The sequence below is a fragment of the Kitasatospora sp. NPDC048545 genome, assembly GCF_040651155.1.
Classification (GTDB): domain Bacteria; phylum Actinomycetota; class Actinomycetes; order Streptomycetales; family Streptomycetaceae; genus Kitasatospora.
Window position 1 is genome coordinate 18,689 of the sequence record NZ_JBEZIQ010000032.1, and the last position, 14,139, is coordinate 32,827.

Annotated in this window: 12 protein-coding genes; 11 read left to right on the top strand and 1 reads right to left on the bottom strand. The window is 69.3% G+C overall.

The genetic code is table 11. The features are described from left to right. Window positions 1–163: 163 nt before the first annotated feature. The 3 genes from AB0D10_RS27365 (at window position 164) to AB0D10_RS27375 (ending at window position 4,371) form a co-directional block, all read left to right on the top strand. Window positions 164–1,549, top strand: coding sequence for a helix-turn-helix transcriptional regulator (locus AB0D10_RS27365; protein ID WP_360261302.1), 1,386 nt, complete (start codon window positions 164–166; stop codon window positions 1,547–1,549). Further along, complete coding sequence (locus AB0D10_RS27370) at window positions 1,546–2,430, top strand: aminoglycoside phosphotransferase family protein (protein WP_360261305.1); 885 nt, start codon at window positions 1,546–1,548, stop codon at window positions 2,428–2,430. The genes AB0D10_RS27365 and AB0D10_RS27370 overlap by 4 nt, the downstream gene beginning before the upstream one ends. 141 nt (window positions 2,431–2,571) lie before the next feature. Further along, window positions 2,572–4,371, top strand: a complete 1,800-nt coding sequence (locus AB0D10_RS27375) for a prolyl oligopeptidase family serine peptidase (RefSeq protein ID WP_360261307.1) — start codon at window positions 2,572–2,574, stop codon at window positions 4,369–4,371. On the opposite strand, the gene AB0D10_RS27380 is transcribed toward AB0D10_RS27375, so the two are convergent. Continuing rightward, window positions 4,346–5,686: a helix-turn-helix transcriptional regulator gene (locus AB0D10_RS27380; RefSeq protein ID WP_360261310.1), complete on the bottom strand. Its 1,341-nt coding sequence runs from the start codon at window positions 5,684–5,686 to the stop codon at window positions 4,346–4,348. The genes AB0D10_RS27375 and AB0D10_RS27380 overlap by 26 nt on opposite strands. A 375-nt stretch (window positions 5,687–6,061) precedes the next feature. Between AB0D10_RS27380 and AB0D10_RS27385 the strand changes: the two genes are divergently transcribed. The 8 genes from AB0D10_RS27385 to AB0D10_RS27420 all read left to right on the top strand — a co-directional run bounded on the left by AB0D10_RS27385 (window position 6,062) and on the right by AB0D10_RS27420 (window position 14,080). Beyond that, on the top strand, window positions 6,062–6,973 hold the full coding sequence (locus AB0D10_RS27385; protein ID WP_360261313.1) for an SAM-dependent methyltransferase: 912 nt from the start codon (window positions 6,062–6,064) through the stop codon (window positions 6,971–6,973). 67 nt (window positions 6,974–7,040) lie between these two features. Further along, the gene (locus AB0D10_RS27390; protein ID WP_360261315.1) at window positions 7,041–7,352 is read left to right on the top strand and encodes a hypothetical protein; all 312 of its coding nucleotides are present in this window, start codon (window positions 7,041–7,043) and stop codon (window positions 7,350–7,352) included. A gap of 382 nt (window positions 7,353–7,734) precedes the next feature. Continuing rightward, window positions 7,735–8,643 carry a hypothetical protein gene (locus AB0D10_RS27395; protein WP_360261318.1) on the top strand — a complete coding sequence of 303 codons (909 nt, stop codon included), beginning with the start codon at window positions 7,735–7,737 and terminating at the stop codon, window positions 8,641–8,643. Window positions 8,644–8,698: 55 nt separating this feature from the next. Next, window positions 8,699–10,198 (top strand): amino acid permease, encoded by a 1,500-nt coding sequence (locus AB0D10_RS27400; RefSeq protein WP_360261320.1) that lies wholly within the window; start codon window positions 8,699–8,701, stop codon window positions 10,196–10,198. A gap of 83 nt (window positions 10,199–10,281) precedes the next feature. After that, window positions 10,282–11,670 (top strand): glutamine synthetase family protein, encoded by a 1,389-nt coding sequence (locus AB0D10_RS27405; protein WP_360261322.1) that lies wholly within the window; start codon window positions 10,282–10,284, stop codon window positions 11,668–11,670. A 96-nt stretch (window positions 11,671–11,766) separates the two neighbouring features. After that, window positions 11,767–13,287, top strand: coding sequence for a Mur ligase domain-containing protein (locus AB0D10_RS27410; protein WP_360261325.1), 1,521 nt, complete (start codon window positions 11,767–11,769; stop codon window positions 13,285–13,287). A 32-nt stretch (window positions 13,288–13,319) separates the two neighbouring features. Continuing rightward, window positions 13,320–13,838 carry a hypothetical protein gene (locus AB0D10_RS27415; protein ID WP_360261327.1) on the top strand — a complete coding sequence of 173 codons (519 nt, stop codon included), beginning with the start codon at window positions 13,320–13,322 and terminating at the stop codon, window positions 13,836–13,838. Between the two features lie 35 nt (window positions 13,839–13,873). Continuing rightward, window positions 13,874–14,080 (top strand): hypothetical protein, encoded by a 207-nt coding sequence (locus AB0D10_RS27420; RefSeq protein ID WP_360261329.1) that lies wholly within the window; start codon window positions 13,874–13,876, stop codon window positions 14,078–14,080. Window positions 14,081–14,139 lie beyond the last annotated feature (59 nt).

Genomic DNA, 14,139 nt, shown 5'->3' on the forward strand with positions numbered 1-14,139 from the left:
TACGTCGAGTTCGCGCACCGAAGCAGCCACGCGACGAGCCTGATCGCGTTGTGTACTGAGCGCGCAACAGTGTGAAACGATCTGTGCCGTTGGGTGATCTCGCGGGGTCGCGCCGACAAGCGGGAGCCATGTTGTCCACATCAGCTCGCTGAGGGGGGATCTGATGCCGCAGCGACCGAAGGATCTTCAACCATCACGCTCTGCCCGTGAACGGCTGGGGGCCGAGATCAGGCACTGGCGGGTCTTGCGAGGACTGAGCCAGGATCAACTTGGCGCCCTGGTGCACATCAGCGGTGACCTGGTCAGCAAGTTAGAGAAGGGCCAACGCACCTGCAAGGCGCGATATGCCGCGGACATGGACACGGCCCTGGAAACCGGGGGCGCTATCGCTCGGCTCTTGGAGCCGGCTCAAGCTGATGTGGACAACCGCGCCCGGGATGTGGACAACTCTCCGATCTGGAACGCGAGCACTCCCCTCGGAGCCTGGTTGGGGGGCACTCTGGAGGAGCCCCGGTCTACCTCCGACTGGAACGAGTTCAGCACCATGCTCCGACGCAACTTCCTCGCCGCAGCAAGCGCTGCCACCGGCGCACTACTCCCTCTTGCGAACGCCAGCTCGGCCACCGCGGTACCAGCGACAGTTCGCTCCGCTGATATCGACCAGATCAACACCGCGGCCACCACCTTGCGCAGCTGGGACAACCTCTATGGTGGAGCTGGTGTCGTCCGAGACACCGCACGCGCCCAAGTCCAGTGGGCCGCAAGCCTCCTGAGCGCCGACTGCCCGTCTCCACTCAGGGGCGGCCTGTTCACGGCGGTTAGCGGCCTGGCCGCCGCTGTCGGCTCCTCGGCATTTGACGCGTTCGCCCATGAGGACGCGCAGCGCTACTTCGTCTTCGCCACCCTGTGTGCCGAGGAAGCAGACAACTGGCCATCGCGTGCCGTCTCCTACAACCTGCGCTCGCGGCACGCCACGTGGCGCGGTGACCCCGATACCGGACTCACCCTCGCCGAGCTCGGGCTCATTCGCGCGGACCGTCTCTCCCCTGCTGAGCGCTCGATGCTCCACAACGCCCGTGCCCGGGCACTCGCCAAGATGGGCAAGACGCAGCAGGCACTCGCTGCGGTCGGAGAGTCTGACGATTCCTTTGCCGGGATGGTGCCAGCCAACGAGGGGCCCTGGATGGCCTATTACGACAGCGCCCAGCACCACGGCGACACAGGACACGCCCTGTTTGACCTTGCCCTCCTAGGCCGTCCCCCGCGCTCGGCGCTTATGCGCCTGCAGACCGCCGTCGACACCCACACTGCCGACTACGCGCGGTCCCGGACCTTCTCCCGTACGAAGTTGGCCTCTCTCCGGATGGCCACCGGTGACCCGGCCGAGGCTGTTGCCGATGGTCGTATCGCGCTTGCCGAAGCAGCTCAGCTCCGCTCGCTGCGAGCCAAGCACGAGCTGGATGAGCTCCGAGGTCTCGCGCAACGCCATCCCGAGCTTCCGGACGCCCGGGACCTGCGAGAGCAGATCAGTTCGATGGTGACGGCATGACCACAGTGGATCTTTCCCATGCTGTGCTGCTCAAGGCGTGCGCAGAAGCCGGACTCGCTGCCGACGGGGCCGAGCCTCTGCGCATCGGCGAGAACGCCTTGTGGAGGCTTCCGCAACAGGTCGTAGCTCGCATCGCTCGCCCCGGTCAGTGGGCCGCCGCGGTCCGTGAGCTCGCGGTCGCCCGCTGGCTGCACGACTGCGAGGTCCCTGCAGTACGGCCGCTCGAGGACTTGGCGGATCCTGTCGAGGTCTACGGCCACCCGGTCACCTTCTGGCATGAGCTGCCGGGTCACCGGGCCGGCACCGCAGCTGACATGGCTCCGCTCCTTCGGCGCCTCCACCAGCTCCCTGTCCCTGCCTTCCACCTGGGACGGCTGGACCCGTTCGTCCGCCTCGCCGCCCGGATTGGTGAGGCGACGACCCTTGATGATGAACAGCGGCGATGGCTCTGGGCCCGCCTCGTCAGTCTCCAGCGCGCGTGGGCCGACCTGCCTATTGGTAGTCCCGAGAGCGTCATCCACGGCGATGCCTGGGGCGGCAATGTTGCTGTCACAGCAACCACCTCGTATCTCCTGGACTTTGAGCGTTCCTCTCTCGGCCCGCCCGAGTGGGACCTCACCTCTACGGCCGTCGGTCACGGCACATTCGGCACCGTGTCGGACGACCAGTACGCGGCGTTCTGCGATGCCTACGGCACAGACGTGACCGCCTGGGCGGGCTACCCCGTCCTCCGCGACATCCGTGAACTTCGAGTGACCTGCTTCGCTCTCCAAGCGGCGGCACGCGACCCCGAGCGTTACCGCGACCAAGCCCACTACCGACTGGCCTGCCTCCAAGGCGACCACGGCTCGCGGCCGTGGGGATGGGCAGCCGTCGAGTAGCGGCACGAGTGTCCGACCGAGCAGGTGCCGGGTGCGGTTGAGAAGGCGCTGTGGCAAGCGGTGGACCGTGCAGAGCAGGAAGGCCGGCACGCCCGGTACCGTCGGTGATCGATAACACACCTCCAGGGTCGAGAGGATCGGATGACCGGCAAGAACAACGAACCACTCGACGCCGAATGGGTGGCCCGCAAGCACACGACATACGACGAACTCACCTCTGCGGACGGCGAACTGTGGTGGATCCAGTCGGACCCTGACCTAGGGGGAACTCGCCGCCTGATGCGCGCGAGGCCGCAGGAGAAGGCCCACCCGCAGACTCCGCCGGAACTGTCCCTGGGAGGCTGGCTGCACGCGTACGGCGGCGGGGCGTACGCCGTCACCACTGACCGTCAGTGGATCATCAGCGCTGAGGACAGCAAGATCTACGAACTGGCCGATGTCGGCGCTCCCCGCCCGATCGTTCCGGCGGATGACCGCTTCCTCTACGGCGACCTGCACCTCGCGGACGGCAACCTGCTGGCCGTGCGGGGGAACGACCACGGCGACGAGATCGTCAAGGTCGACACCGACGGCCAGAGCATGCGGGTGCTGGTGAGTTCATCGGGGTTCCTCGCAGCCCCGCGCTGCGGCAGCGGCCTACTCGCCTACCTTGAGTGGGACGGCGACCGGATGCCGTGGGACTCCACCCGGCTCCAGGTGACAGACCTTCCGGAGCACGGGCCGGCGCCCTCGCCCAAGCTTGTTGCCGGCGGGGAAGAAGAATCCGTGGTCCAGCCAGCATGGGGGCCAGACGGAATGCTGTACTTCCTCTCCGATCGCACAGGATGGTGGAATCTGTACCGCTGGGACGGCCTGCGTGTCCACGCGGTAGCTCCCATGGATGCCGACTGCGCGCCAGCGCCGTGGGAAGGCGGATACCAGTCGTTCGGCTTCCTGCCGGGAGGCGAGATCGTGCTCACGGTCTCCGACGGGTTCCGCACACGCCTGATCACCGTAGGCGGGGACGGCCACTACCGCGAACAGGAAGCTGATGTGACCTCGGTGAAGCCCTACGTCGCGGTGCTCGGCCAACAGGTAGCGCTGATTGCCTCCACACCGACCAGTACCCCGTCGATTCGGGTCTTCGACCTTGCCAGCCCGATTCCCGCCTGGCGCTGGGATTTCCCAACCCCCATGCACGAGCAGCCGCAGTACTCCTGCGCGGCTCCGACCATCCGCGAAGTACGCTCCAGCAGTACCAACATCCGCTACCTGCTGCACCGTCCACCCGTGAACGGGCCTGTGCCGCTGCTCGTCCGCGCGCACCCGGGACCAACCGACGATGTGCCGATGCGCCTCGACTGGACCGTGCAGTACTTCGTTGCTCGCGGTTTCGCCGTTGCCGACGTCGCCTACCGAGGTAGCACAGGGCAGGGGCGCCAGTTCCGGCAAGCCCTCCACGGTCACTGGGGGGAGTTCGATGTCGAAGACTGCGCGGCCGTCGCACAGCAGCTCCTGGCCGACGGCACAGCCCTCCGGGGCGCGGTGTTCATCAGCGGGGCCAGTGCGGGCGGATACACCGCGCTCCAAGCCGCCTGTCTGACCGGCCCGTTCACCGGTGCCGCAGCCACATCCGCAATCACCGACCCGAAGCGCTGGACAATCACAGCACCCCGGTTCCAGCGACCGCACGCCGCAGTCCTCGCCGGGCCGGTGGGTGCGGTGCGCGCCGAGGCCATCCGTGTCCCGGTGCTGCTGGTCCACGGAACCAGCGACGACATCGCCACAGTGGCCGACGCCCGGCGTCTTGCCGCCGAGCTGCAAGCACGTGGTGCCGATCACGAGACGCTCTTCCTTGAGGGGGGTGACCACTACCTGTCGGTGCCGGAAAGCCGCCGAGCCGTACTGGAAGCAGAGCTGCGCTTCTTCCAGAGGATCACGCCGGTAGGGGTGTTGCCGTAGCACGTTTGGCCGCGGCTGGCAGAACCTGGCGAACGAACTCGTCGAGGTCCGCGACCGCCCGCTGCTCTGCATACGGCGCGAGGTCGGTAAGCAAACGGGCAACACGGTCGACACAGCGTCCAGAGGAGGTGCGCGCGGCGTACCCGACGGCTTCGAAACCTACGGTGCAGGCTTGTTCGATGTCGCCTGACCGAAGCCAGGTTGAGGCCATCAAGGTCGCGTCAATGGCACGACGACGTACGCGATCACGCCCAACTCCGAGCAGTGCGTCAGCTACCTGGGCGCGGGCCTGCGGGGCCCTGCCGAGGTCGTGGAAGCAGTGTGCCATCTCGTCCGCAAGGTAGGCCCGGGTGAAGTACGCGATCCACGGTGGCTCGTTGCCGGACGTCGAGGTGTCTAGCAGCTTCTCGGCCTGAAGGAGCATGGCTGTCGCCTCGCGCTCGTCACCCAGCCGAGCGTGAGCGCGCGCGCCGACGGCGGCGATCGCGGCCCGGGTGGCTGCGCTCGCGGAGGTCCCTGCCCTCACGCTTGCCGCCTGGGCCCAGCGGAGCGCGACCTGAGGGTGATCGCAGTGCAGCGCCAGATGCCCGAGGTTGACCGCAACAAGGTAGGCGCCGTAGGCGTCGTCGGCCACTCCGTGGGTGAGGCCCAGCGCCTGCTTGTAGTACGTCTGCGCCCACCCTGGCCGCCCCGCGTCCACCGCCTGGTAGCCGGCCAGTTCGAGGAAGCCCGCTGCGATCCGGGCCCGCGAGCGATCGACGTCAGCGCTTGCCGCGGAGCGGGAGAGCAGCGAGCTCAGCTCCGTGTCGACGTAGGCGCGGAGTTGGGTTGCGAATTGCCCTGCGCCGTGGGCGTGATCCAACTGCCGAAACATCGCGAGCATCCCGCCCGCCACTTCAAAATCGTCCTCGGTAACCCAGAGTCGGCTGCCTTCATTGGCCGCAGCCTGCCCCGGGTCCGCTGCGACCCACTCCGCGACCACCAGCTCAGATGCCTTCGGGTCGAATCTGGCAGACGGCTCGCTCTTGCGCGCAGAGCCGAGTGATGGCGTGCGACGACGCTCTTCCTCGGCTGCCGGCCAGAGGTCAACGAGCGCACCACCGGCCTCAAGGGCCTGATCGCAGGCCGCGATGAACTGACGCGATGGGAACCGCTCGCTCGCCTCGACCCGGCGGACCAAATCGGCACTGCTATGGACTGCGGCGCCCAACTTGGCCTGACTTAACCCTCTGGCGGTCCGAAGTTCGCGCAGCGTTGCCCCGAGTTTGGCCAGCGCCGAGCCAGCCGAGACAAGCTCCCGTGCCTTGGCGGCCATCACACCCCCCGCTGCTTCCCTACTCACCCACGACCCGGCTCCACGACGAGAAGTCACATTCTGTTCCACTCACTGCCATTTGTGTAGGCGATCCGGCGTCAGCTGGTCATGTGGACGGACGACGAGTTCCCGCAGCTCGGATGCGGACACCCATCATGTCCGCATCCAGCCACTCGTACTCCGGTAATCGGCCAGCCAATCTGGAATCGCTGCCCGTCCGGCGCCGGCGCACGGAGACGCCCCAGACGTGCCCCCGACCGGGCCCGCGTGCCCGGACTCCCGACCGCCCGCTCGATACGGCATCCCCCTCCGTACCGAGCGGGCACCAACTAACAATGCGCGATGCGCGCTTGAGCCTTGACCGACTGAGGAGACATGACCACGACCCAGGACCACCGCCCGGAGTCGGACAGCGCGCCGCTCGGCGTCGGCACGTTTCCGACCCAGATGATCTCTACAACCGTCGGCGGCGATCCCGAGTCCTACTCCTCTGGTGCGCCGTCCGGTGATCTGCTGGCCGACCGGCCGCGCCCGGCCCGGCTGTACGACTACTACCTCAACGGCAAGGACAATTTCGCGGCCGATCGGGCAGCGGCTGATGCGCTGCTGAAGGTGGCACCCACGCTGCCGACCACGGCCCGCGAGAACCGGCGCTTCCTGGAGCGCGCGGTCCGATATCTCGCACGACTGGGGATCAGCCAATTCCTGGACATTGGCACCGGGATCCCCACCAGCCCCAACACCCACGAGATTGCCCAGGCCGAGGACCCGGCCTCCCGTGTCGTCTACGTCGACAACGACCCGATGGTGCTGGCCCACGCACGCGCCCTGCTCACCAGCCAGCCGGAGGGGCGGACCGCGGTTCTCAAGGCCGATCTTCGCGACCCGCAGCAGATTCTCGCCGGTGCCCGCGCAGTGCTGGACTTCCAACGGCCCATCGCTCTGATGCTGATCGCGGTCCTGCACTTCATCGAGGATTCGGACGATCCGCGCGGCCTGGTCGCCGAGCTGGTGGAGGCCCTTCCGCACGGGAGCTGCGTGATGCTGTCCCACGTCACCGGCGACTTCGACCCCGGCGCCTGGGAGAACGTCGTGGCCCTCTACCGCAAGGCCCACATCCCAGCCCAGGCCCGGTCCCGATCCGAGATCGAGGCCATCACCGCCGGCCTGCAGATCATGCCGCCCGGACTGCAGGTGGTCTCCCGGTGGCGGCCGGACGGCCCGGTCGACCCAGCGCTGACTGACGCCGCGGTCTCCTGCTATGGCGTCCTCGGCCGCAAGTCCTGATCAGAGGGCTACCCAGCTGGCCGACCGGCAGTTCATCCTCCATTCCTGCCACCTCAGCGAGGATCTGATGGCATCTCATGCAGAAAGCGCAGCCGTGGGCGGCATGGTCGCCTGCTCGCTGGTCGCGCTGCTCGTGGCGGCCTACTCGCAGCGGGTCGCGACGGTGGCACGCCGCAGGGCCTCCGAGTTGGAGAAGGCATTGGCCGCGGCGACCGCGCTGCCGCCCGCGGCGGGCGCCGACCTGGCTCAGTACCTGGTGGCGTTGGCGGCCGGAGCGGAGCCGGGCTCGCTTCAGCACCTGGTGCTGCAGTCGGCTACGGCCTTGGTGCGGAGCGCCGGCGGGTGGACGAGTTGGTCACGGATCTTGTGTCAGCCGTGATGGCAGCCGCCCGCGGTGAGGTGCCGGCGTGGAGTGCCGGGTGCGGGAGTGGGCAAACCGCTGACGGTCGTGCCGTCTGCTGTGTCCAAGCCGGCCCGCAGAGGCGTCCGGCGGCTGGAGGTGTGCGAGATGCGCGCCTGTGAGGCAGCGGGTACCGCGCGGGTGGTGTTCCATCCCGCTGATCTCGACGAGGTGCTGCGGTCGGTCGTGGAGTGTTCATCCATCCCAGACAGGAGCCGATGGACGTCCCGCTTGATCGACCGTGGGGCCTGGCCCTCCATGTATGGCATGTCTATGACTGAAAGGGTGATCCGTGATCGCCGCGTCTCCGACTCGGCCGGTGTACCACCCCGCTGGGTTCGACAGTGCGCTCCGGACTGCGGTGGACGACCTGCGGGCCGGGCGCTGGCTGTCGACGCAGCGGCTGCTGGCCGCCACGGCGCAGAACGCTGGCCTACGGACTTCTCGGACGCAGGTGCTGGCGCTGGTCGCGGCCCGGTCGACGGTGCTCACCGACTGGGCCCGCGAGGACCCGGACGATCCGGGGCTCGCCATCGTGCGGACACGGGTCATGGTCGAGCACGCCCTGGCCGCAGCCGAGGCCGGCTCGCCGGAGGCCGAGCGCTTGGAGCATGAAGCCCGCGAGTCGTGCCAGGCCGCCGCTCAGGCAGTGCGCTCGGACCCTGTTCCGTGGGTGTGCCTGATCGCCCTGGCCGCGCTGGACCGCGCCAGGCATCGGCCCGAACATCAGCAGCGCTCGTCGGACCCGATGCTTCCGGCCGGACCATGGGGGCTGCTCGATGAGGTCCTCAGGCGCGATCCGGGCAACCGAGAGGCCCACCACCGCATGCTCCGCTACTGGCACCGGGTCTACCGGCCGGCGGCGGCTGACTTCGTGAACGTCGTCATGTCGATGGCTCCGGCCGGATCACCGCTCTCGGCCCTGCCGCTGTACTTGTCGGTCGACTACTACCGCAACGAGCCGAGGCGCAACGCGGTCGTGCTCCGGCAGTGGCTCCGGGAGCCCCACTTCTCCCGTGCTCAGCGCGCGTACGAGAGCTGGTCCGTGGCGGAGCCGGGAGCGTGGCCGGTCGTCGATCTCAGCTACCTCGCCCACGCGTTGTGGGCATCGGCCCAGATGGCCGCCGCCGTCGAAGTGTTCAGCGCACTCGGTCAGTTCGCGTCCAAGGCGCCGTGGACCCATGTCGCCGACTCCCCGGAGAAGGCGGAGGCTCTGCTGCTCATCGCCCGGGAACAGGCCCTCGCTGGCCGCGCGACCGCTCTGGCCTGATTCTCGGCCGCCCCCTTTCCATCATCCGTCTTCTTCCCGCACGGAGGTTGTCCCGATGTCCCCCGCCCACGCAGCACCACCGACCGACGAGGAACGGCTCCGCCAGCTCGGCTACCAGCCCAAACTACGGCGGAGAATGGGTGAGTTCGGCAACTTCGCCAGCTCCTTCTCCGTCATCAGCATCCTGTCCGGCTGTATGACGATGCTCGCGTTCGGTCTGAACACGGGCGGGCCTGCGGTGATCTTCTGGGGCTGGATCGGCGTCGGCGGCCTGGTCATGTTCGTCGGCCTGGCGCTCGCCGAGGTGACCTCGGCCTATCCGACGTCCGGTGCGCTCTACTTCATGGCCCACCAGCTGGGCGGCCCCCGGTGGGGCTGGATGACCGGCTGGCTCAACCTGCTCGGACTGGTGGGCGGCATCTGCGGCATCGACTACGGTGCGGCCAGCTTCGTCGGCGCGTTCCTCAACATGCAGTTCGGATACTCGCCGACGCCGGGCGGCCTGTTCGGGATCTTCGCCGCGATCCTGCTGCTCCACGCGGTGCTGAACCTTCGCGGCGTGCGGCTGGTGTCGGTGCTCAACGGCGTCTCGGTGTGGTGGCACATCGGTGGTGTCGTTCTGATCGTCGGGGCGCTCGCGATCGTGCCCGCCCAGCACCGGGACCTCAGCTGGGTGGTCGGACACTTCGTCAACAACACCGGCTGGAGCAACCCGGTCTACGTGAGCGCGGTCGGCTTGCTGTTGGCCCAGTACACCTTCTCGGGCTACGACGCCAGCGCGCACATGAGCGAGGAGACCACCAGGGCATCGGTGTCGGCGCCCCGCGGGATCGTCCGCTCGATCTGGGTGAGCTGGATCGCCGGCGCCGTCCTGCTGGCCGGCATGCTGTTCGCCATCCAGGACTACTCCGGCGTCCTCAACTCGCCCACTGGCGTGCCGCCGGCGCAGATCTTCATCGACGCGCTCGGGACGACCGGGGCGAAGGTGCTCTTGGTGGTGGTGATCGTGGCGCAGTTGTTCTGCGGCAACGCGGAGACGGCGGCGGCGTCAAGGATGGTCTTCGCGTTCTCCCGGGACGGCGCGCTCCCCGGATCCGGACTCTGGTGCCGGGTGTCGGAGCGCACTGGGACGCCGGTCGCCGGGGTGTGGCTGTCGCTCGGGGCGGCGCTGGTGCTCGCACTGCCGTCGCTGTACAGCGCGACCGCGTATGGCGCGGTGACCGCCGTCAATGTGGTGGGGATGACGCCGGCGTACGCGGTGCCGATCTACCTCCGGCTGCGCAAGGGCCGCCGGTTCAAGGCGGGGCCGTGGAGCCTGGGCCGCCGGGGCCCGGCGATCGGCTGGATCGCGGTGGGCTGGGTGGCCGTGGTGAGCGTGTTGGTGTGTTTGCCGCAGTCCTCGCCGGTGACGGTCGACACCTTCAACTACGCGCCCGTGGCTTTGGCGGTGGTGCTGTTGCTGGCCTGGGGGTGGTGGCTCAAGGCAGGGCGCTCGTACTCGCCGCCGGTCCAGCAGTCGACCGAGCTGGTCGCGCTGACCGAGGAGGTCGTGTGACCAGCCGCCGAACAGCCCGACCGGACGGTGGTCGAGGAGCCGCACGCGGCCAAGGCCAGAGCGCGGATGGTACGAGGGCAGTGATGCGGGCGGCGCGCTCCGACGCGGGCGGCAATTCGACGCTGACCTCGCCGGTCGGGCCACTGCACCAGCTGGTGGACAGGCTCGGGATCGACACCGTGCTGCTGGCCGTCATCGATCCGCAGGGACGGCTCAAGGGCAAGGAGTACAACGCCCGCACACTGCTGCAGCGGTTGGACTCCGGGCCGGTCACTCCGGAGATGTGCGGATACGTGCTCGGCACGGATCTGGACATGACGCCCCTACGGGGTGGCGAGTTCTCCTGGGAGGGCGGTTTCGGGGATGTCGCGGTGCAGCCCGACTTCGACCACGCCCGGGTCCTCCCGTGGGAGCCGAACAGCGCCATCGTGCTTGCCCGGCCTCTGGATGGCGGTCGGCCGCACCCACTCTCCCCTGCCACCATCCTCGACGAGCAGCTCGACCAGCTCCAAGGCCTGGGCTACGAGGTGCGGGTCGGCATCGAGACCGAGTTCGTCCTCTACACAGGCACCGGCACCGACGCAGCGGCAGCTGGCTGGCGCGGGCTACGTCCGGTGACCTGGGACAATCGCGACTACGCCCTCGACCGGCCGGGGCCAGCGGCCAACTACTCCCGGTTGCTGCGCCAGGCCCTGGCCGGAGCCGAACTGCCCGTCGAGGCGGTCAAACTGGAAGGCGCGCCCGGCCAGATCGAGGTGACCTTCCCTTACGGCCCGGCCCGGGATGCCTGCGAGCAGCACGTGCTGTTCAAGCACGCGGCCAAGGCGGTTGCGGAGCAGCAGCAGCTAGCTGCGACGTTCATGGCGGCCCCGGCGGATGGGGTGGGTTCCGGGATGCATCTGCACCTGTCGCTGTGGGACGGCGACCGGCCCCTGCTGGTCTCCGACCAAGACGCGGGCGCTCTGTCGGCGGTGGGCGAGCACGCGGTTGCCGGGCTGCTGGATGTGCTGCACCAGACCGGTCCGATGTGGGCGCCGTACGTGAACAGCTACAAGCGCCTGCGTGGGCCATTTGCGCCGTCGAAGCTCGTGTGGGGATGGGACAACCGCTCGGCCGCAGTGCGGGTGGTCGGCCACGGGCGCAGCCTTCACCTGGAGGTCCGCCTGCCCGGCGCGGACGCCAACCCCTACCTCGCCCTGGCCGCCGCCGTCGCCGCGGTCCGCCACGGCATCACCAACGGCCTCAAGCCCGACGAGGCCATCACCGGCGACGCCGACTGTGACGAGGATCTGCGGGTGGTTTCCCGTCACCCCTGCGATGCCATCGAGAAGTTCGAGGCCGGTCGCGTGTCCAGGGAGTTGCTGGGCGAGCGGGCTGTCGCCCACCTGGCCTCACTGGCATGGCTGGAGGTCGACCACCACGCCGCCCGCGTCACCGACGCGGAGCTGGCACGCGGGTTCGCCCAGTCCTGAGCCCCGGGCCGGTCGCGGCGCCACACCCCCGGGCCCGCGACCGGTCCGGTCCAACCCCTCACAGTCCGCTTCCCTGTTGGAGATCCTCATATCCTCATGGACACCACCACCTGCCCCGACAGCCGTACCGTCACCGGCCCTCGTCCGGTCCTGCCCGAGGTACTGACGGCCGCTCATCTGGTCGATGTCGCCACCGCCGGCATGGAGGGGCTGGCCCTGTGGCTGGCCGGAGCCGGAGCCGACGTCACCGGGAGCGTTCCCGAGACCGACCGGGACAGCCCGGTCGTGGCTGCGCTGAGGGCGGCCGGCATCGAAGTGGAGGTCGGCTTCGAGCCCGAGCACGTACGCACCGACCGCACGGCGGTGGTGTGGCCGGGTGTCCCTGCCGACGCGCATCCGGAACTCGACCGCGCCCAGGATCTGCAGCTGCCGATCCTCAGCCGGGCCGTCGCGCTCAGGGCCCTGTGCGCCCAGGCCGAAGGCGGATCGGTGGCGGTGGCGGGCAGCCACAGCACCACTACCGCGGCAGCCGCCCTGGCGGCCGTGCTGGATGACGGCGCGACGGGCTGGGTGCTGAACGCCCCGGCACGAGCGGGCGGCGCCGGGCACGCCGGCAACAGCCGAATCGTGGTCGACTTCTGCCCTGACACCGCCACCCACGAGGCCGCCACGCCGGGTGCCCAGCAGCACCGCCCCTCACCTCATTTCCTCGCCCACGAGCCCAAGTTCACCGCCGCGCTGATCCTCACCATCGACGCGAACGCCCCGTACTACGAGGACAACATCGAGGGCCTCAATGCCGCCCAGCTCCTCGCCCGCCGCGCCGCCACCGTCGTCCTGCCAACCTGGGACAGCAGCGTGAAGATCCTGCGCGAGCGCCTGGGCGACCGGCCCGAACCGCGCGTGGTCACCGTCGGCCTCGACCCGGCCGACACCGTGTGGATCATGGCACCCCGTTGGACCGGCGAGGACTTCCGCGTCACCTTGCGCTACGAGGAGACGGACCACGCCTTCATTCTCCCGGTTGCCGGCCGCCACCACGCCCTGGCCGTGTGCGCCGCCATCGCCACCGCCCTGGTCATCGGCGAGGACCCGCAGGCCGTCTCCCGGCGCGCCGGCGGCTTCCGCGGGGTGGATCGTTCGCTGACCGTGCTCGGCACCCAGTCCGGCGTCACCGTCGTGGACTCCCGCGCCCGGCACCCGCGCGAGATCGCCCAGGACGTCACGGCCGCCCGGATGCTCACCGAGGGCTCGCTGATCATCGTTCTGGAACCGGACGGCATCGCCCGCACCACCGCGCACGCCGCCGAACTCGGCGCCGCCCTCGGCGATGCCGATCACGCGGTGCTGCTGCCGGTCAGCACCCCGCTGACCGAGGACGCCGTGCCCGACCCGCTGGATGCCGTCGAGCAGGCCGCCGTTCAGAAACTCGGAGCGGGCGCGGTCCACCGGGTCCGCTTCGGACCGTGCGAACCCGCCCCGGAGCAGCGGATCTTCGAGATGACCGCCGAGGGCGACCTCGTCCTGGTCGTCGGCACCGGCCAGGCCGAGCGGCTCGGGCCGAGGCTGCTGTTCCATCTCGCCGCCCCCGGCATGCCGATCCCTCAGCAGCTGTGACCCGCCCGAACCACCCCGCTGGAGACTACGCCGTGGCCATCGGCCCCCTGCCCAACCTCACTGCCTCGGAACGCCGGTTGATCGTCCTGGTCGCCGCCGGCGCCAGCCACGACCAGATTGCCGCCGACCCCGACACGAAGCTGCAACCGGACGACGTCCGCAGCGCGATCGACGCGGTCCTCGTCACGACCGGCACCCGCACCGTGCTGCACCTCGCCGCCTGGGCCACCGCCCACCGGATCGTCACCCAGTCGGTGCACCCCAGCGGGGCACTGACCATCAAGCCCCAGCTGGCCCCGCGGCTGACACAGATCCTGTGCGGCTGGGCGAGCGGGCGGAGCACGCCCGAGCTGACCGCAGACTTCGGCATCGCGCCGAGCACGATGCGCGGCTACTCCAAGAGCCTGCTCAGCCAGTTGAACGTCGACTCCCAGCCGCAGGCCGTCGTCGTCGGCGTCCTCGCCCAGCTGGTACCGCTGAACAGCATCGACCGCGCCTGGCCGGCTGAACCACTCGCCCCGGCCGCCGTGCCTCAGGCCGTGGCACCGTGAGCGGTCAACGAAGTATCAGGAGCATCGGGCTCGCCGTGCTCTGCTTCCTGATTGGCGTTCTCGTCGGCGGCTGCGCCATCTACCTGCTGGAGCACCGCGCCACCCTCGGTCAGCCGCTCTACTTGGGCACCTTCGCCGTCGTCGCCCTGTGCACTCTCAGCGTGGCCGATCGCGTAGTGGGCCACCGCGCGCCGCCTTCGAAAGACCCGGACCATCCTGGCGACCGCCGCCGGTCCGGCTGAACAGCTACCCGCAGTAACCCATGGCGGCCGTTCGGGCCAGGGCCGCACCCCTTTCGATC

Excerpts from the sequence above, each read along its gene's own strand:
- AB0D10_RS27390 (WP_360261315.1), top strand. The coding sequence starts at position 7,041 with ATGGCATCTCATGCAGAAAGCGCAGCCGTGGGCGGCATGGTCGCCTGC.
- AB0D10_RS27375 (WP_360261307.1), top strand. The coding sequence starts at position 2,572 with ATGACCGGCAAGAACAACGAACCACTCGACGCCGAATGGGTGGCCCGC.
- AB0D10_RS27405 (WP_360261322.1), top strand. The coding sequence starts at position 10,282 with ATGCGGGCGGCGCGCTCCGACGCGGGCGGCAATTCGACGCTGACCTCG.
- AB0D10_RS27410 (WP_360261325.1), top strand. The coding sequence starts at position 11,767 with ATGGACACCACCACCTGCCCCGACAGCCGTACCGTCACCGGCCCTCGT.
- AB0D10_RS27380 (WP_360261310.1), bottom strand. The coding sequence starts at position 5,686 with ATGGCCGCCAAGGCACGGGAGCTTGTCTCGGCTGGCTCGGCGCTGGCC.
- AB0D10_RS27365 (WP_360261302.1), top strand. The coding sequence starts at position 164 with ATGCCGCAGCGACCGAAGGATCTTCAACCATCACGCTCTGCCCGTGAA.
- AB0D10_RS27385 (WP_360261313.1), top strand. The coding sequence starts at position 6,062 with ATGACCACGACCCAGGACCACCGCCCGGAGTCGGACAGCGCGCCGCTC.
- AB0D10_RS27400 (WP_360261320.1), top strand. The coding sequence starts at position 8,699 with ATGTCCCCCGCCCACGCAGCACCACCGACCGACGAGGAACGGCTCCGC.
- AB0D10_RS27370 (WP_360261305.1), top strand. The coding sequence starts at position 1,546 with ATGACCACAGTGGATCTTTCCCATGCTGTGCTGCTCAAGGCGTGCGCA.